Genomic DNA, 17079 nt, shown 5'->3' on the forward strand with positions numbered 1-17079 from the left:
GGAACGGGAGCGGCACGTGAGCGAGGAGATCGGGGCCGTGGAGACGCGGCCCCTGTTCGGACGGGACCATGCCCGGGAGACGATCCTCCTGGTGGCCCACCGGGCGCGCGAGCGCGGTGGCGCCGTGCTGGTGACCGGCGAGGCGGGCCTCGGCAAGACCGCTCTGCTGGCCGACGTCGCCGAACGGCTCGAAGGATGGACGGTGCTCCGCGTCCACGCCGACTCGTTCGAGTCCGATCTCGCCTACGCCACCGTGGAGACGCTGATCCGCGGGCTGAACGGGCTGCGCGGACGCGGCCGCAGCTCCTCGGCGCGCATCCCCTCCCCGGCACCCGGGGATGACCCGCTGACCGTCGGCCGTCTCCTGCTCGACGCCGTGGACGCGATCGACGGCCCGGTGTGCCTCATCGTGGACGACGCGCAGTGGGTCGACGAACCGTCTGCGCGTGCGCTCCGCTTCGTCGTGCGCCGCCTCGCCGACCAGGGATTCCTCTTCACCGCGGCGACGCGGCCGCAGCAGAACAACGTGGTCGCCCTGTTCGACGACATCGCCTCGACGACGACCAATCACGCCCGCGTCGATCTGACGCCGCTGACCGTCGCGGACACGCAGGAGCTGGCCCGCCACCTCCTGGGCCACCCCATCTCCCGCCGCACGGCGACCCGCCTGACCGAGGCGACGCAAGGGTCACCCTTGCTCCTGAGCGTGCTGCTGGGGCAGCTGCGGGAGACGTTCGCGCAGGCCGTGCATCCCGCAGGCTGGGACCTCCCGGGCACCGCGATCACGCCCCTCGCGACCGCCATCTCCGCGTCCCTGGAAGGCGCGGACCCCTCGGTGCGCGCCGCAGCCGAGCTCGTCGCCGTGCTGCGCGACCCGCTGCCGCTGCCGGTGGTCGGCACCATCGCGACACGGCTCGGCGCCGACGTGGACGTGCACGCCGCCGTAGCGCGCGGGCTGGTGCTCGCCGAGACGCGGGACGGCGTGGTGCGGGTCGAGCCGGCGCACGCGCTGCTCGCCGACGCGCTCGCCGCGGAGGTGCCGCTCGATCGCCGGATCGCCATCCACCGCGTCGCCGCCGAGGTGCTTTCCGGGCACCGCGCGCTACGGCACCGGGTGGAGGCGGCCGACCAGGCCGACCCCGGCCTCGTCCGGGAGCTCCTGGGTGCGGCGCTGGCGGTGTCCGACCTCGGGCAGGCGGAGCAGGCTCTGAGCTATGCGCGGTCGGCCGTCGACTTGGCCGCAGGCGCCGAGGCGGAGCGGGCGCTGCTCGAGCTCGGACTCATCGCGATGCGGTTCCGGATGCACGAGCGCATCCTGGAGCTGCGTCCCGCGTACGAGGCGCTGCCGTCTTCTCCCACCCGCGACGCGGTGCTGCTCGAGGTGCGGACGCTCTCCCGCGACCTGCCCGGCGCCCTGGCGCTCGCGCTGGAACTGGAGCGCCGGCCCGCGACGACACCCGACGAGCGGGCGATCCGGGCACACGCGGCGGAGGCGCTGCCGAAGGTGCTCATGGCGATGGGCGACTTCGCGGGCGTGCTCGACCATCTGGAGACGTCGCGCCGGCACATCGCCGGCAGCCCCGCTCCCGACGAGGTCGCCGACCCCGCCCTGCGCTGGCTGGCGGCGCCTCAGGACGACCTGACGCGCCTCCTGGGGTGGGCGGTCATCTCGGCGTCGCACGCTCGTCGGCCGGAGCTGTTCGGGCCGCTGGTCGCCGAACTGGACGAGCTGACCGCCGGGCACGAGTCCCCGGCGACGGTGGATGCCCTGGTCGGGCGCGCCCGGGTGTTCATCCTGACGGGCGACGTCGACCGGTGGCGCGCCGACCTCTCGCGCGCCGCGGACCTGGTGCGCCGCTTCCCGACCAGCTGGACCGCCGGATTCGCGCGGACGATGTACGCGCACATCCTGTTCCTCACCGGCGAATGGGAGGAGTCGGTCACGCTGGCGGACACGGCGGTCGCGCTGGCGCTCGACGAGACGGACCTCTCCTGCTGGCCGATCGCCCTGTGGACCTCGGCGCTGGTGCGCGCGGGACGCGGCGAGGCCGAGGCGGTCGACGAGCGGCTGCGGGCGGCCGCGCAGGCGGATCCGCGGATCACCGGCTCGTACGACGGCGACCTGCCGTACCTCGCGCGCGCCGAGCTGGCCCGGGCGCTCGGGCGGCCCGAGGAGCAGCTGGCCGCGACCGCGGAGGCGGAGGCGGCCGCATCGCGCGGGTCCACGCTCGGCTGGCTGACGTACCGGGTGGACGCGCTCGCAGCGCTCGGGCGGGCGTCGGAGGCTCGTGAGGCCTACGAGCGGTGCGCGGCGCCGGGGATGTGGCGTCCGTACTACGGGTCGCTGCGCTGGCTGGAGGGACGTGTCCTGGAGGCCGAGGGTCGGGACGCCGACGCGCTCTCGGCGTACGGGGACGCTGCGACGGATCCCGCGGGGTCGCTGTTCCCGTTCCCGCAGGCGGTGGCGGCGGCGGACGCGGGACGGCTCGGGCTCGCGGCAGGGGGCGCGGACGCGCGGACGCAGCTGGAGGCGGCCGCCGCGACCTTCCGCCGGCTCGGGGCGTCCGGGTACCTCGCCCGCGCCGTGCGCATCCTGGACCAGGCCGACGCGGCGCCGGCCGCCCCCGTGGACCCGCTCGCCACGCTCACCACGCGGGAGCGCCAGGTGGCCCACGCGCTCGCGGCCGGGATGACGAACAAGGAGATCGCGGAGCGGCTGTACGTCTCGGTGACGACGGTGAACTTCCACGTGCGGAACATCCTGTCGAAGCTCGGGCTGCGCTCGCGCCGCGACCTGCGGACGCTGTCGCGGCGCAGACCCGTCAAATCTTGACGGTTTCGACCCCCGAGCAGGGCGCGTCGCGGGGTGGTCGCTTAGTGTGAAGTGACCCGGGATGCCCGGCCCGGTTCGCGGAAACGCTTCCCGCATGGACGAATCGTCTCAACCCGACGCGCGCCGCCGGCCGGGCATCCTCAGGGTGCGTGCTCTGGCCTTTTTTCCCCTCGTCCCAACGTCGGAAATTTGGCCCTCCTGGGTTCGAGATTCCTGCAGGACTGCCTATCGTCGGAGATTCGACCGTTGATGTCCGACGTTCCACAGATCGCGTCCGTGGGGAGTTCTCCACAGATTCCGGATCGGTCGCGCGCCTGGGCTCGCGGGCGGCGAGGCTGTTCTCATGACCAGCTTCGCCTCGCAGCTCCGCCCCTCAGTCTCCGACGATGCGCGCGCCGTGCACCGGCCCGGTGGCTCGCACGGCCTTGACCCGGGACGCGCTCAGCGCGATCTGCAGGTCGAGCGCCGAGTCGAGGTCGGCGGTCAGAAACGCCACCGTCGGCCCGGAGCCCGAGACGATCCCGGCGAGAGCGCCGTTCATCTCCCCCAGCTCGATGACGTCGGCGATCTCCGGAGCGAGATGGATGGCCGGCGCCTGCAGGTCGTTCGTCAGCGCCTCGGCGAGCATGGCCGGGTCGCCTGCGCGGAGGGCGTGAAGCACGGCCGAGTCGACGCTCGGCGTCAGCTGCGCCGGCGCGATGTCGCGGGCGTGACGCTCGCGGTGCCGGTCGAGCTCGCTGTAGACACGCGGGGTGCTGAGCTCGCCGTCCGGGAGCGCGAGCACCCAGTGGAACTGGCCGGTCGCGAGCGCCGGACTGAGCTGATCGCCGCGGCCCGTCCCGATCGCCGTGCCGCCGACCAGCGCGAAGGGCACGTCCGCGCCCAGGCGCGCGGCCAGCGCGTGCAGCTCGTCGCGGCCGACGTCGGTGCCCCAGAGGGCGTCGCAGGCGACGAGCGTCGCGGCCGCATCGGCGGAGCCGCCGCCCATGCCGCCCGCGATCGGCACGTGCTTGTCGATCTCGAGGCGCACGCCGCCGGTGTAGCCGGTGCGCCGGGCCAGCAGGCGGGCGGCCTTCAGTGCCAGGTTGGAGTCGTCGAGCGGGAGCCCGCTGGTGTCGATGGAACCGCCGAAGCTGAGGGAGAACTCGTCGTCCGGGTAGGCGCGGACGTCCTCGTAGAGCGAGACGGCCTGGTAGGCGGTCGCGACGTCGTGATAGCCGTCCTCCATGACGGCGCCGACGCGCATGAAGACGTTGATCTTGCCGGGAGCGCGAACGTGCACGCTGTCAACGTCCCACCCGTCCACCATGCCTCCAACCTACACACCCCGCGGACCCGCCGCTGTGCAGCTGCTGTGAGCTTTACGCAACCGAAACGGATGCGAGCCGGGCGAAGTCCGCGAGCGCCAGCTGCTCGCCGCGGAGGCTCGGCTCGAGGCCGGCCGCCTCCAGTGCGGTGGCGGCGGAGGTCGGGTCGCCGAACACCGGGGCGAGCGCTTGCCGCAGCGTCTTGCGGCGCTGCTGGAAGGCCGCGTCGACGAGCGCGAACGTGCGCAGGCGAAGGGCCTCGCCGCCGGGCTGCTGGTCGTGGCGCTCGAAGCCGACGAGCACGGAGTCGACGTTCGGCACCGGCCAGAAGATCTGGCGGCTCACGGCGCCGGCGGTCCGCCAGGTGCCGTACCAGGCGGCCTTGACGCTCGGCGCACCGTAGACCTTCGAGCCGGGCTGTGCCGCGATGCGGTGGCCGACCTCTGCCTGGACCATGACCACGCCCGAGCGGAGGCTCGGGAAGCGCTCCAGGAAGTGCAGCAGCACCGGGACGGAGACGTTGTACGGGAGGTTGGCGACCAGGCGAACCGGATCGGCGGGGAGCTCGGTGATGGCGAGCGCATCCCGATGGACGACCGTCAGGCGGTCCGCCGCGTCGGGGGCGAGCTCGCCGACCGTGATCGGGAGCTGCGCGGCCAGGCGCCCGTCGATCTCGACGGCGATGACGTCGGCGCCGGCCTCGAGCAGGCCGAGGGTCAGGGAGCCGAGGCCGGGGCCGATCTCGACCACGCGGTCGCCGGGCTGCACCTCGGCGACGCGGACGATGCGGCGGACCGTGTTCGCGTCGATCACGAAGTTCTGGCCGAGCTTCTTGGTCGGGGTGACGTCGAGCAGCTGGGCGAGGTCGCGGATCTCGGCGGGGCCCAGCAGGCGCAGCTCGCTCACGCGATGATCCCGATCGGCGTCGTGGGTGGCGGACCGACCGGCTCGCTGTCCCAGCGGCCGTAGACGAGCTCGGTGTTGGAGGTGATCTGCGCAGCGAGGGTGGAGGCGTCCGTGCCGATGATCTCGGCCATCGCCCGGAGGGTGTGCGGGATGAGGTAGGGCGCGTTCGGGCGGCCGCGGTACGGAGTCGGCGTGAGGAAGGGTGCGTCCGTCTCGACCATGATCAGGTGACGCGGGGCGGAGGCCAGCGCCTCGCGGAGCTTGGGCGCGTTCTTGAACGTGACGGTGCCGGCGAAGGACATGTACCAGCCGTTGTCGGCGCAGATGCGGGCCAGCTCGACGTCGCCGGAGAAGCAGTGGAACACCGTCCGCTCCGGCGCCCCGACGCGCTTGAGCGTGGCGACGACGTCGGCGTGCGCGTCGCGGTCGTGGATCTGCAGGGCGATGTCGTTCTGCTTGGCGATCTCGATGTGCGCTTCGAACGAGCGGAACTGCGCCTCGCGGCGCGGGCCCTCCTCGGTGCGGTAGAAGTCGAGGCCGGTCTCGCCGACGGCGCGCACGCGCGGCCGCCCGGCGAGCTCGGCGATCACCGCGAGCGCGTCGTCCAGCTCCCCGCGCTCCGCGTAGTCCGGAGCGTCGTTGGGGTGCAGGGCGACGGCCGCGAGCATCCGCGGCTCGATCGCGGCCGTCTCGGCCGACCAGCGCGAGGTCTCCACATCGTTTCCGACCTGGACGACCCCGCGCACGCCGACACTCGAGGCGCGGTCGAGGTGTTCGCGGTAGTCGAGCGGTTCGTCGCCGTCGCTCATCTCGAGGTGCGTGTGGTTGTCGTACACCGGGACGGTGAGCGCTTCGGGCAGCGGCGGGTACGCCAGGTCGCGACCGTCGGTGACGTGCCGCTGGCGGACGAACGACGGGTCCGTCATACCGTGGCGACCGCCTCTGCGTCGATCCGCGGGAACAGCGCCGCGAGCCCGTTGACCTCGGTGCCGGCGGGAAGCTGGCCCCAGTCGCCCGCGGTGCGCAGCGGCTGCGCGGTCAGCGCACCCAGCTCGCCCTCGACGCCCAGCGCCTCCCACAGCTTGGTGGTGGCGCCCGGGATGACCGGCGACAGCAGCACGGCGAGCGAACGCAGGCCCTCGGCGGCGGTGTACAGCACCGTGCCCAGGCGCTCGCGCTGAGCGTCGTCCTTCGCCAGCGTCCACGGCTCCTGCTCGGTGATGTAGCCGTTGAGCTCGTCGACGATGCGCCAGATGGCGGTCAGCGCGTCGTGGATCGCCAGCCGCGAGATCGCCGCATCGGCGTCGGCCGCCGCCGTGCGCACGACCTCCTGCACGTGCAGGTCGACCTCCTGGTACTCGCCCGCGGGCGGGACGATTCCCTCGAAGTACCGCGTGACCATGGCGATCACCCGCGAGGCGAGGTTGCCGAAGCCGTTCGCGAGCTCCGCCTGGTAGCGCGCGGCGAGGTCTTCCCAGCTGAACGAGCCGTCCTGCCCGAAGTTGATGGCGCGCATGAAGTAGTAGCGGAACGCGTCGGACCCGAAGGTGTCGGTGATCTGCGTCGGCGCGATGCCGGTCAGCTTGGACTTGGACATCTTCTCGCCGCCGACGAGCAGCCAGCCGTGGCCGAAGACGCGCTTCGGCACCTCGAGGCCGGCGGCCATCAGCATGGCCGGCCAGATGACGGCGTGGAAGCGCAGGATGTCTTTGCCGACCAGGTGGTTCGCGGGCCAGCGGCGGGCGAACTCCTCGTCGTCCTGCCCGTAGCCGACGGCGGTGATGTAGTTGAGCAGCGCGTCGAACCACACGTAGACGACGTGCGACTCGTCCCACGGCACCTTGATGCCCCAGTCGAAGCTCGAGCGCGAGATCGACAGGTCGGACAGCCCCTGGCGCACGAAGCTGACGACCTCGTTGCGCGCCGACTCGGGCTGCACGAAGTCCGGCCGCTCCTCGTAGAGCGACAGCAGCCGGTCGGCGAACTGACTCATGCGGAAGAAGTAGTTCTTCTCCTGCAGGAGCTCGAGCGGCTTCGAGTGGATCGCACAGACCTTCTGGCCCTCGTACTCCCCCGTGCCGTCGACGATCTCGCTCTGCGGCTTGAACTCCTCGCAGCCCACGCAGTACAGCGCCTCGTACTCGCCGGCGTAGATGTAGCCGTCGTCGTAGAGCTTCTGCAGGAACTTCTGGACGTTGACCTCGTGCCGCTCGTCGGTGGTGCGGATGAAGTCGTCGTTGGAGATGTCGATGGTCTTCAGCAGCGGCAGCCACTCCTCGCCCACCAGCTTGTCGGCCCACTCCTTGGGGGTGGTGCCGTTGGCGGTGGCGGTGCGCAGGATCTTCTGCCCGTGCTCGTCGGTGCCGGTCAGCAGCCAGGTGTCGTCGCCGGCCTGGCGGTGCCAGCGGGCCAGGACGTCGGCCGCGACCTCCGTGTACGCGTGCCCGATGTGCGGGACATCATTCACGTAGAAGATCGGCGTGGTGATGTAGAAGGAAGAGCCATCGGACATGGTGACTATCCTACGGGCGCGGGCGCGCGTGAAATCGTGTGTTACTCCGCCTGTGGAGAACGCTTCGCCAGCGCCGCCTGGTAGAGGTCCCGCTTGCCGAGTCCGGTCGCCTCCGCGACCTCGGCCGCCGCGTCCTTGAGCCGCGTCCCGCTCGCCACCAGGACGAGCACCTGCTCCACCGCCGCATCGGGATCGGCCGCCCGCGCGGGCGCGCCGGCCACCACGATCACGATCTCGCCGCGCACACCCTCCGCCGCCCATGCCGCGAGCTCGGCGGCGGATCCCCGGCGGACCTCTTCGTACAGCTTCGTCAGCTCCCGGCAGACCACCGCCCGCCGGTCGTCGCCGAACACCGCGGCGATGTCCGCGAGGGAGGCGGCGAGCCGGTTGGGCGACTCGAAGAACACCATCGTGCGCGGCTCGGCGGCGAGCGCGCGCAGCGTCGAGGTCCGCTCCCCCTGCTTCCGCGGCAGGAAGCCCTCGAAGGTGAACCGGTCGGTCGGCAGCCCCGACACCGCGAGCGCCGTGAGCACCGCCGACGGCCCGGGCAGCGCCGTGACGCCGACGCCGGCCGCGGCCGCCGCCTCCACGAGGTGGAAGCCGGGGTCGCTGACCGTCGGCATCCCGGCGTCCGAGAGGAGCACCACATCCTGATCGCGCGCCAGCTCGACCAGCTCGCCGGCGCGGTCGCGCTCGTTGTGGTCGTGCAGGGCGATGAGGCGCGGGCGGTTCTCGATCCCGAGTCCGGCAAGCAGCCGCTGGGCGACACGCGTGTCCTCCGCCGCGACCACGGTCGCGCCGTCCAGCACCTCCACCAGGCGGCGGGAGGCGTCGCCCAGGTTGCCGATGGGCGTGGCGGCGAGGATGATCATCCCCCCAGTCTGACAGCCTGCGGAGCGCCGACCGAAAGGCGACTCCGAGCCGCCGCCTCTAGCATGGCGTGGTGACCTCCGCACCCCCGACCGACGTCGTCGCCGCGCACCGCGCCGCCGAACCCGTCGGCAGCCGCCTCGACGACTGGTGGGCGCGCGTCCTGCGCACCCCGGCCCGGATGCGCCTCTGGTACTGGGGCGCGCCCATCGGCGTGACCCTGCTCGCCGCCATCCTCCGGATGTGGAACCTCGGGCAACCGCATGCGCTGGTGTTCGATGAGACGTTCTACGTCAAGGACAGCTGGTCGCTCTGGAACCTCGGCTACGAGGGCAGCTGGCCCGATAAGGCGGATGCGAAGTTCGCGGCCGGGGAGACCCAGATCTTCTCGTCCGATCCATCGTTCGTCGCGCATCCCCCGCTCGGCAAGTGGCTGATCGGGCTCGGGATGGCCGCAACGGGAGCGGGCAACTCGTTCGGCTGGCGGATCGCCACCGCGGTCGTCGGCACGCTCGCGGTCCTCCTCGTCTTCCTGATCGCGCGGGCGCTGTTCCGCTCGACGATGATCGCGACGATCGCGGGCTTCCTGTTCGCGATCGACGGTCACGCCATCGTGATGAGCCGGGTCGCGCTGCTCGACGGGTTCGTGATGTTCTTCGCCCTGCTGGCCTTCGGCTGCATCCTGCTCGATCGACGGTGGGCGGCGGACCGGCTCGCCGCGCGGGTCGCGGCCGAGCGCTCGGTGGGCCGCGATCCCGCCTGGGGCCCCGTGCTGTGGTGGCGGCCGTGGCTGATCGCCGCCGGCATCCTCTGCGGGTTGTGCGCGGGCGTCAAGTGGACCGGGTTCTACTTCCTCGCGTTCTTCGCCGTCTACACGGTGGTGGTGGATGCGGTCGCCCGCCGCCGCGAGAAGCTGCCGTTCTACATCAGCGGCTCTCTCCTCAAGCAGGCCCCGGCGACGTTCGTGCTGATGGTCCCGATCGCGTTCGTCACCTATGTCGCCTGCTGGGCGGGTTGGATCCTCACCAGCGACGGCTACTACCGGCACTGGGCCGAATCCGTCCACATGCAGTGGACGGGCGGCCTCTCTTGGGTCCCGCTGTGGATCCAGAACCTCTGGCACTACCAGACGGAGATGTACAACTACAGCATCAACCTGCACACGCCGCACCCCTACCAGTCCAACCCGCTGACGTGGACGCTGATGCTGCGGCCGACGAGCATGTACTACGTCGGCACGACGCAGGGACAGGACGGCTGCGCCTCCAGCTCGTGCTCCGCGGCCATCACCTCGCTCGGCAACCCGCTGATCTGGTGGGCGGCGACCGCGGCCATCCTGTTCCTGGTGTACTGGCTGATCAGGACGCGGGACTGGCGCATCGGCCTCATCCTCACCGGTCTGGCGGCGGGCTACCTGCCCTGGTGGCTCTACATGGGCCGCACGATCTTCACGTTCTATTCGATCGCATTCGAGCCCTACCTGATCCTGGCCCTGACGGCGGTGATCGCACTGGTGCTGGGCTCCCGGACCGACCCGGAGCGGCGGCGGACCCGCGGCATCCTCTGGACCGGCGTGTTCCTCGCCGCGTGCACGGTCGTGACGGCGTTCTTCTACCCGATCTGGACCGGCCAGCAGGTGCCGTTCTGGTTCTGGCAGATCCACATGTGGCTGCCCAGCTGGGTCTGAACCGCGGCTTCGGCCGTCGCCCTTCGCGGTGTCGGGGGCGGGTGGTAGACCGAGTGGTATGACGGATGCCGAACAGCCCCTCGATCTGGTCCCCCTTCCCGGCAGCGAGCGCCCTGAGCGCTCGGGCTTCCGCGCCCACGGCGGACTCGCACCGGGCTCCCGCATCGAGGCGACGCTCGTGCTGCGCCGCCGCGCCGAACTGCCCGCGACCGCCTTCGCGCAGCCGATCGGCCGCGAGGAGTTCGCCGAGCGCTACGGCGCGTCGCCCGATGACGTGGAACTGGTCCGCAGCACGCTCGAAGGCCTCGGGCTGACCGTGGAGGACGTGGATGCGGCCGCGCGCCGCGTCCGCGTCTCCGGACCGGTGGAGACGGTCGCCCGCGTCTTCGGGACCGACCTCGCCCAGTCGACCCGGGAGGACGCCGGCGACGATGCGCCGACCTACCGGCAGCGCTCCGGCGGGTTGAGCATCCCGGCCGCGCTCGCGGGCGTCGTCACCGCCGTGCTCGGCCTGGACGACCGGCCGCAGGCGCGGGCGCAGTTCCGCTACGTTCCGGCGGCAGCCGTGAACATCAGCTACACGCCGCCGCAGCTGGGCACCGTGTATTCGTTCCCGGAGGGCACCGACGGCTCCGGGCAGACCATCGCCATCATCGAGCTCGGCGGCGGGTACGTGCAGTCCGACCTCGACACCTACTTCGCCGGCCTCGGCATCCCGACGCCCTCGGTGACCGCGGTGGGAGTGGACGGCGGCTCCAACGCGCCTGACGGCAATCCCAACGGCGCGGACGGCGAGGTCATGCTCGACATCGAGGTGGCGGGCGCGCTGGCGCCGGGCGCCTCCATCGTCGTCTACTTCGCGCCGAACACCGACGCCGGGTTCCTGGATGCGGTGACCACGGCCGCGCACGCCGACCCGACGCCCGCCGCGATCAGCATCAGCTGGGGTCAGTCCGAGGACCAGTGGACCGCTCAGGCCCGCACGGCCTTCGACGAGGCGCTGCAGGATGCGGCGGCCCTCGGCGTCACCACCACGGCCGCCGCCGGGGACGACGGGAGCAGCGACCGCGTCGGCGACGGGCGTCCGCACGTCGACTTCCCGGCGTCCTCGCCGCACGCTCTGGCCTGCGGGGGCACGCGGCTCGAGGCGGACACCTCCACCGGCGCCGTGCACTCCGAGACGGTGTGGAACAACGGCAGCGGCGGCGGCGCGACCGGAGGCGGCGTCAGCGCGGTCTTCCCCCTGCCGGCCTGGCAGAAGGGCGTGGGCGTGCCGTCGGGCGCGGACGGGACGGATGCGGGCGGCGCGGCGAACGGCCCTGGGGGACGCGGGGTACCCGACGTCTCGGCCGTGGCCGACCCGCAGACGGGCTACCGCATCCGGGTCGACGGTCAGGACACCGTGATCGGCGGTACGAGCGCCGTCGCCCCGCTGTGGGCGGCCCTGGTCGCCCGGCTGGCGCAGTCGACGGGCAAGCCGCTCGGACTCGCGCAGCCGGCGCTGTACGACTCCATCGGGGCCGGACAGGTGGCGGACGGCTTCCGCGATATCACGCACGGCGACAACGGTTCGTACACGGCCACGGCGGGGTGGGACGCCTGCACCGGACTCGGCGTGCCGGACGGCGCGAAGCTGCTGTCGTCGCTCTGAGAAGCAGGACGGCCGTCGCGCTTCGATCCTGCGATGCGCGACGGCCGTCCGTCTCGTCGGGTCTACCAGACCCAGTTGAGGATGCCGGATCCGCCGACCGCCCAGCCGAGGACGAAGATGCGGACGATCGAGCCGACAATCTTGATCGCGCCGAGGGCGATCGCCCAGATGGCGAGCAGGCGCCCGCGCTCGCCGGTGCGGCCGATCTGGTTGAGGGCGACAGCCCCGAAGATGATCGCGAGCGGCCCGGCGAGGAAGACGGAGACGAAGCTGAGGATCGCCATCGTGTTGAACTTCGTCGTGGTCTGAGTGGAGGTCATTGATTCTTCCGTAGTTCTGGTGATGTGCGTGCGCAGAGTGCGCACATCCTTCAAGACGCACGATTCCGTCGTTCGTTACGCGAGGCGCCCGACAGAATGGGAGGAGTGAGCAGCTTGTCGCCGTCCGTCCGCCGCCCCGCGCCGTGGTTGCCCGGCCTCCTCGTGTGCGCGCTCGCAGCAGCCGCAGCGTGGGCGGTGCACTGGCTGGCGCCCGCCGTCCCGCTGCTGACGGCCGCCGTCGTCCTGGGCATCGTGGTGGGTCAGCTGCCCGCGGCCCGCCCCGCCGTCACCGGCGCGCTGGCGCCCGGCCTCTCGCTCAGTGCGAAGCGCCTGATGCGGATCGGCGTGGTGCTGCTCGGCCTGAAGCTGAGTCTGGGCGACATCGCGGGCCTCGGATGGGCGGCCATCCTGTCCACCATCGCCGTCGTCCTGCTCAGTTTCGTGGGGACCTTCGGCATCGGGCGGCTGCTGCGGCTCCCCGGGCACCAGCCGCTGCTGATCGCGACCGGCTTCTCGATCTGCGGCGCCTCCGCCATCGGCGCCATGAGCGGAGTCGTGAAACCGAAGGACGAGGAGGCGGCCACGCCGGTCGCCCTCGTGACCCTCTGCGGCACGCTCGCGATCTTCGTCCTTCCCCTGCTGTGGCATCCGCTCGGCCTGGACGCCGTGCAGTTCGGACACTGGGTCGGCGCGGGGGTGCACGACGTGGGCCAGGTGGTCGCGACCGCGCAGCTCGCGGGCGCCGCGGCACTGTCGGTCGCCGTCGTCGTCAAGCTCACGCGGGTGCTCATGCTCGCGCCGATGGTCGCGATCGCCTCCGTGGTGGAGCGACGCCGGCACGTCGAGGGCGACCCGGCGGCGAAGCGCCCTCCGATCGTGCCGCTGTTCGTCGCGGGCTTCCTTCTCGCGGTTCTCGTGCGCACGTTCGTCCCGCTCCCCCGGCGGTGACCGAGGGCGCGGACACCCTGCAGACCGTGCTGCTCGCGATGGCGTTGTTCGGTCTCGGGACCGCGGTCCGCCTCCGTTCGCTGATCGGAACCGGATGGCGCGCGCTCGTCACGGGCCTCGCCTCCTGGGCGCTCATCGCCGCCCTGGCGCTCGGCGCCGTGTGGCTGACCGCGCGCTGAGCGGGCTACTCGACGAGTTTCAGCCCGACCACGCACCCGAAAAGGCCGACGATCAGCAGCGCCTTCACCAGCGAGAACCCATCGCCGCCGAACAGCATCGCGTAGAGGACGGTGAGCGCGGCGCCGATGCCCACCCAGACGGCGTACGCGGTGCCGGTCGAGATCTCGCGCATGGCGAAGGCGAGGCCGCCCATGGACGCGACGAGCGCCCCGGCGAAGACGACGGTCGGCCACAGCCGACTGAAGCCCTCCGACTTACCGAGGGCCGTGGCCCACACGGCTTCGAGGACGCCCGAGAGGACGAGGACGATCCAGGACATGATCCGGCTCCTTGGCCAGTCTTGTCGCTCACCGGGTACTGATCCGTCGTCCGGGGCCCGCATCCGGGCCTGGTCACCCAGGGTACAGACGCCGTCATAAAACCCGCTGAGCACCGTCTACAAGGTGTGCGGCCGAACCCTAGCGGCCGCGGAATCCGAGGTCACCCATGTACGACGAGATGCTTGCATTGACGGGCGCCGGCGCTATTGCGATCGGCGCGATCCAACTCGACCACTGGTGGGTCGGCGCAGCCGCCGGCGCCCTTGTCGCGTCCGGGGTGCTGCTGCTGCGGGTCCGCGTGCGCCGGCGCGCCCAGTGAAAGCGCTCGGCTTCGTCGTCTTCGCGCTCGTCATCACCACGTTCGCCGTCCTGTGGTCCCTGCGCGGCGGCCCGAGCTGGTACGGCGTGGCCGTGATGAGCGTGCTTTCGATCAAGCTGGTGCTGTCCTGGCGATCCCCGGTCTGGACGACCCGGACGAGGATCCAGGCCGAGCGGGTGGCGAACCTCGTCGTCGGGGTGGCGATCCCGATGTACAACGAGGACCCGGACATCATCGCCGCCTCACTGCGCTCCCTGCTGGCACAGACGCGTCTTCCCCAGTCGGTCGCGATCGTCGACGACTGCTCGGGCGACACCCGCGCCCTCGCCGAGGCGGAACGGTGGACCCCGGCGTTCGCCGAGAAGGGCATCCCGGTCACCGTGATCCGCTTCGAGGAGAACCGCGGCAAGCGGGAAGGACTCATCGCGTGCCTCGAAGCGCAACCGGAGGCGGACGTGATGCTCTGCGTCGACTCCGACACGGTTCTGGACGAGCGTGCGCTCGAGCAGGCCCTCATCCCGTTCCACGACGCCGGCGTGAGCGTCGTGACGGGGCTCGTCCTCGCACTGAATTACCGGACCAACCTCCTCACCCGTCTGATCGACATCCGGTACGCCAACGCCTTCCTGTTCGAGCGCGCCGCGTACTCCGCGCTCGGGTCGGTGCTCTGCGCGTGCGGCTCGCTGGCCATCTACCGCACGTCGCTCATGCAGAAGTACAAGCACGACTTCCTCACGCAGACCTTCCTCGGCGCCCCCGCGGTGTTCGGCGACGACCGCCGCCTCACCAACTACGGGCTGCTCGAGGGGCGGGTGCTGTTCCAGCAGACGGCGATCGCCTACACGGCCGTGCCCGAGCGCTGGGGACACTACCTGCGGCAGCAGGTGCGGTGGAACAAGTCCTTCTTCCGGGAGTCGCTGTGGGCCCTCGGCAACCTGCCGATGAACAGGTGGGGCTTCTGGCTGACACTGTCCGAGGTGCTGACCTGGGCCGTGTTCAGCGTCGCCGTGCTGTGGGCGCTCGTCGTCGCTCCCCTGATGACCGGGGTGCTGCTGCTCGGCCCGTACCTGATCTACATCGTCCTGGTCGCGTACGCGCGGTCGGTGCGCTACCTCGACCTGACCGGTGTGCGCCAGACGCGGCGCGACAAGCTCATCGGCTTCGCCATCTCACCGCTCTACGGCGTCGTCCACATCCTGCTGCTGATGTGGCTGCGGATCTACGCGCTGTGCACGCTGCGCTCCGGAGCTGGGGCACGCGCAAGAGCGTCGAGGTGACGTACGCCGCGCAGAACAACGCCGTCTGACCCGATGTTACGAACCGCGGGAAGCGCGTCGGCGGCCTCGGGTAGCGTTGCCGCATGGCTGATCGCGAATACGGCTTCCGCACGCGGGCGATCCACGCGGGCAACATCCCCGACCCTGTGACGGGCGCCCGCGCGCTCCCGATCTATCAGACCAGCGCGTTCGTGTTCGACGACACTGCGGATGCGGCCGCCCGCTTCGCGCTGCAGAAGTACGGCAACATCTACTCGCGACTCGCCAATCCGACCGTCGCGTCATTCGAGGAGCGCATCGCCAGCCTCGAGGGCGGGCTCGGCGCGGTGGCGACCGCCTCCGGGCTCTCCGCGCAGTACATCACCTTCGCGTCGCTCGTCGGCGCCGGCGACCACATCGTCGCGTCGGCCAACCTCTACGGCGGGTCGATCACCCAGCTGGATGTGACACTGCGGCGCTTCGGCGTCGACACGACGTTCGTGCAGAGCTCCGACCCGGCCGACTACGCCGCGGCCATCACCGACCGCACCAAGATCCTGTTCGCCGAGACCATCGCGAACCCCTCGGGAGAGATCGCCGACATCGAAGGGCTGGCGGAGGTCGCGCATGCGGCGGGCATCCCCCTGGCGATCGACTCCACCATCGCGACCCCGTACCTCAACCGGCCGATCGAGTGGGGCGCCGACATCGTCATCCACTCGGCGACGAAGTTCCTCGGCGGCCATGGCACGACCCTCGGCGGCGTGGTCGTCGAGAGCGGCCGGTTCGACTGGCACTCGGAGAAGTTCCCGCTGTTCGGCCAGCCGGTGCCGTCGTACGGCGGGCTGCAGTGGTCGGGCAACTTCGGCGAGTACGCGTTCCTCACCCGGCTGCGGGCCGAGCAGCTGCGCGACATCGGGCCGGTGCTCGCACCGCATTCCGCGTTCCTGCTGGCGCAGGGCGTCGAGACGCTGCCGTACCGCATCCAGGCCCACGTCGACAATGCCCGCGCGGTCGCCGAATGGCTGGATGCCGACCCGCGCATCGAGAAGGTCTACTGGGCCGGGCTGCCGGAGCACCCGCACCACGAGCGCGCGCAGAAGTACCTGCCGGTCGGGCCGGGCAGCGTGTTCAGCTTCGAGGTGAAGGGCGGCCGGGCGGTCGGGCAGAAGCTGATCGAATCCGTGAATCTCGCCAGCCACCTGGCCAACATCGGCGACGCGAAGACGCTGGTGATCCATCCCGCCTCCACCACGCACGCGCAGCTCACCGAGCAGCAGCTGCTCGACGCCGGCGTGCTGCCGGGCGTCGTGCGGATCAGCGTCGGCATCGAGGATGTGGACGACATCATCTACGATCTCGACCAGGCACTCAGCATCGCCGTCGAGGAGGCAGCATGAGCGACACCGCGACCACCGAGGTCCAGCTCGCGAACGGCCTGAGCTGCGCCCTCCCGGCGGACTCCCCGCTCGCCAAGCTGCTGAAGTCGCAGCGCACCTGGGTCGGCCCCGACGCGAAAGAGCGGCTGCGCCTTCTGCGTGGAGCGAAGTCGGTCGCGATCGTCGGAGCCTCGCCGAACCCGGCGCGGTCGTCGTACTTCGTCGGCACGTACCTGCAGCAGTCGAGCGACTACCGCGTGTACTTCGTCAACCCGAACGCCGACACGATCCTCGGGCAGCCCGCCTACCCCGACCTCGCATCCCTGCCCGAGGTGCCGGACATCGTGGATGTGTTCCGCAAGGCGAGCGACATCCCCGCGGTGATCGACGAGGTCGTCGCGATCGGCGCTCCGACCGTGTGGGTGCAGCTCGGGATCTGGAACCAGGAGGCCGCCGAGTACGGCGAGTCGAAGGGCCTGAACGTGGTCATGGACCGGTGCATCAAGATCGAGCACGCGCGGTTCCACGGCGGGCTCCACCTGCTCGGCTTCGACACCGGGCAGATCACGGCGCGCAAGACCATCCGGTAGC

General features: G+C 71.3%; 14 protein-coding genes, 1 pseudogene and 1 riboswitch. Of the genes and pseudogenes, 8 read left to right on the forward strand and 7 right to left on the reverse strand.

Annotation, left to right across the window (positions count from 1 at the left end):
• The first annotated feature begins 16 nt into the window (after positions 1 to 16).
• Positions 17 to 2833, forward strand: a complete 2817-nt coding sequence (locus tag ACRAWB_RS07905) for a LuxR C-terminal-related transcriptional regulator (protein ID WP_431352845.1) — start codon at positions 17 to 19, stop codon at positions 2831 to 2833.
• Between the two features lie 373 nt (positions 2834 to 3206).
• On the opposite strand, the gene ACRAWB_RS07910 is transcribed toward ACRAWB_RS07905, so the two are convergent.
• Genes ACRAWB_RS07910 through rsmI form a run of 5 tightly spaced genes read right to left on the reverse strand, consistent with a single transcriptional unit; the run spans position 3207 to position 8430 of the window.
• Positions 3207 to 4142: a 4-(cytidine 5'-diphospho)-2-C-methyl-D-erythritol kinase gene (locus tag ACRAWB_RS07910; RefSeq protein ID WP_431352846.1), complete on the reverse strand. Its 936-nt coding sequence runs from the start codon at positions 4140 to 4142 to the stop codon at positions 3207 to 3209.
• A 52-nt stretch (positions 4143 to 4194) separates the two neighbouring features.
• Positions 4195 to 5046 (reverse strand): 16S rRNA (adenine(1518)-N(6)/adenine(1519)-N(6))-dimethyltransferase RsmA, encoded by an 852-nt coding sequence (gene rsmA, locus ACRAWB_RS07915; protein WP_431352847.1) that lies wholly within the window; start codon positions 5044 to 5046, stop codon positions 4195 to 4197.
• Positions 5043 to 5972: a TatD family hydrolase gene (locus ACRAWB_RS07920; protein ID WP_431352848.1), complete on the reverse strand. Its 930-nt coding sequence runs from the start codon at positions 5970 to 5972 to the stop codon at positions 5043 to 5045. Before ACRAWB_RS07920 ends, rsmA begins: the two co-directional genes overlap by 4 nt.
• On the reverse strand, positions 5969 to 7558 hold the full coding sequence (gene metG / locus ACRAWB_RS07925) for a methionine--tRNA ligase (protein ID WP_431352849.1): 1590 nt from the start codon (positions 7556 to 7558) through the stop codon (positions 5969 to 5971). Before metG ends, ACRAWB_RS07920 begins: the two co-directional genes overlap by 4 nt.
• Positions 7559 to 7599: 41 nt before the next feature.
• On the reverse strand, positions 7600 to 8430 hold the full coding sequence (gene rsmI, locus ACRAWB_RS07930) for a 16S rRNA (cytidine(1402)-2'-O)-methyltransferase (protein WP_431352850.1): 831 nt from the start codon (positions 8428 to 8430) through the stop codon (positions 7600 to 7602).
• Between the two features lie 71 nt (positions 8431 to 8501).
• On the opposite strand from rsmI, the gene ACRAWB_RS07935 reads away from it, so the two are divergent.
• Both ACRAWB_RS07935 and ACRAWB_RS07940 read left to right on the forward strand, forming a co-directional pair.
• Positions 8502 to 10115, forward strand: coding sequence for a dolichyl-phosphate-mannose--protein mannosyltransferase (locus ACRAWB_RS07935; protein WP_431352851.1), 1614 nt, complete (start codon positions 8502 to 8504; stop codon positions 10113 to 10115).
• A 58-nt stretch (positions 10116 to 10173) separates the two neighbouring features.
• Complete coding sequence (locus tag ACRAWB_RS07940) at positions 10174 to 11766, forward strand: S53 family peptidase (protein WP_431352852.1); 1593 nt, start codon at positions 10174 to 10176, stop codon at positions 11764 to 11766.
• Positions 11767 to 11828: 62 nt separating this feature from the next.
• Here the strand turns inward: ACRAWB_RS07940 and ACRAWB_RS07945 are convergent, their stop codons facing one another.
• On the reverse strand, positions 11829 to 12086 hold the full coding sequence (locus tag ACRAWB_RS07945) for a DUF4190 domain-containing protein (protein ID WP_431352853.1): 258 nt from the start codon (positions 12084 to 12086) through the stop codon (positions 11829 to 11831).
• A gap of 96 nt (positions 12087 to 12182) precedes the next feature.
• On the opposite strand from ACRAWB_RS07945, the pseudogene ACRAWB_RS07950 reads away from it, so the two are divergent.
• Positions 12183 to 13213, forward strand: a pseudogene (locus ACRAWB_RS07950) (YeiH family protein).
• A 5-nt stretch (positions 13214 to 13218) separates the two neighbouring features.
• On the opposite strand, the gene ACRAWB_RS07955 reads toward ACRAWB_RS07950, so the two are convergent.
• Positions 13219 to 13533 (reverse strand): DMT family transporter, encoded by a 315-nt coding sequence (locus ACRAWB_RS07955; RefSeq protein ID WP_431352854.1) that lies wholly within the window; start codon positions 13531 to 13533, stop codon positions 13219 to 13221.
• 10 nt (positions 13534 to 13543) lie between these two features.
• Positions 13544 to 13607, reverse strand: a riboswitch (guanidine-III (ykkC-III) riboswitch).
• Between the two features lie 93 nt (positions 13608 to 13700).
• Here ACRAWB_RS07955 and ACRAWB_RS07960 point away from each other — a divergent pair.
• The 4 genes from ACRAWB_RS07960 to ACRAWB_RS07975 all read left to right on the forward strand — a co-directional run bounded on the left by ACRAWB_RS07960 (position 13701) and on the right by ACRAWB_RS07975 (position 17078).
• A complete protein-coding gene (locus ACRAWB_RS07960; RefSeq protein WP_431352855.1) occupies positions 13701 to 13853 on the forward strand; it encodes a hypothetical protein in 153 nt (50 codons plus the stop codon).
• Positions 13850 to 15130: a glycosyltransferase gene (locus ACRAWB_RS07965; RefSeq protein WP_431352856.1), complete on the forward strand. Its 1281-nt coding sequence runs from the start codon at positions 13850 to 13852 to the stop codon at positions 15128 to 15130. Before ACRAWB_RS07960 ends, ACRAWB_RS07965 begins: the two co-directional genes overlap by 4 nt.
• 83 nt (positions 15131 to 15213) lie before the next feature.
• Entirely contained in the window at positions 15214 to 16509 is a 1296-nt protein-coding gene (locus ACRAWB_RS07970) for an O-acetylhomoserine aminocarboxypropyltransferase/cysteine synthase family protein (protein ID WP_431352857.1), read from the forward strand.
• A complete protein-coding gene (locus tag ACRAWB_RS07975) occupies positions 16506 to 17078 on the forward strand; it encodes a CoA-binding protein (RefSeq protein WP_431352858.1) in 573 nt (190 codons plus the stop codon). Before ACRAWB_RS07970 ends, ACRAWB_RS07975 begins: the two co-directional genes overlap by 4 nt.
• Position 17079: the final 1 nt, after the last annotated feature.

This window comes from Leifsonia poae, assembly GCF_050632865.1.
In the GTDB taxonomy this organism is placed as follows: domain Bacteria; phylum Actinomycetota; class Actinomycetes; order Actinomycetales; family Microbacteriaceae; genus Leifsonia; species Leifsonia poae_B.

What these genes read in the sequence shown, in the direction of transcription:
- ACRAWB_RS07910 (WP_431352846.1), bottom strand. Translation starts at nt 4,142, where the DNA reads ATGGTGGACGGGTGGGACGTTGACAGCGTGCACGTTCGCGCTCCCGGC.
- ACRAWB_RS07940 (WP_431352852.1), top strand. Translation starts at nt 10,174, where the DNA reads ATGACGGATGCCGAACAGCCCCTCGATCTGGTCCCCCTTCCCGGCAGC.
- rsmI (WP_431352850.1), bottom strand. Translation starts at nt 8,430, where the DNA reads ATGATCATCCTCGCCGCCACGCCCATCGGCAACCTGGGCGACGCCTCC.
- ACRAWB_RS07975 (WP_431352858.1), top strand. Translation starts at nt 16,506, where the DNA reads ATGAGCGACACCGCGACCACCGAGGTCCAGCTCGCGAACGGCCTGAGC.
- ACRAWB_RS07970 (WP_431352857.1), top strand. Translation starts at nt 15,214, where the DNA reads ATGGCTGATCGCGAATACGGCTTCCGCACGCGGGCGATCCACGCGGGC.
- ACRAWB_RS07920 (WP_431352848.1), bottom strand. Translation starts at nt 5,972, where the DNA reads ATGACGGACCCGTCGTTCGTCCGCCAGCGGCACGTCACCGACGGTCGC.
- ACRAWB_RS07945 (WP_431352853.1), bottom strand. Translation starts at nt 12,086, where the DNA reads ATGACCTCCACTCAGACCACGACGAAGTTCAACACGATGGCGATCCTC.
- ACRAWB_RS07955 (WP_431352854.1), bottom strand. Translation starts at nt 13,533, where the DNA reads ATGTCCTGGATCGTCCTCGTCCTCTCGGGCGTCCTCGAAGCCGTGTGG.
- ACRAWB_RS07960 (WP_431352855.1), top strand. Translation starts at nt 13,701, where the DNA reads ATGTACGACGAGATGCTTGCATTGACGGGCGCCGGCGCTATTGCGATC.
- metG (WP_431352849.1), bottom strand. Translation starts at nt 7,558, where the DNA reads ATGTCCGATGGCTCTTCCTTCTACATCACCACGCCGATCTTCTACGTG.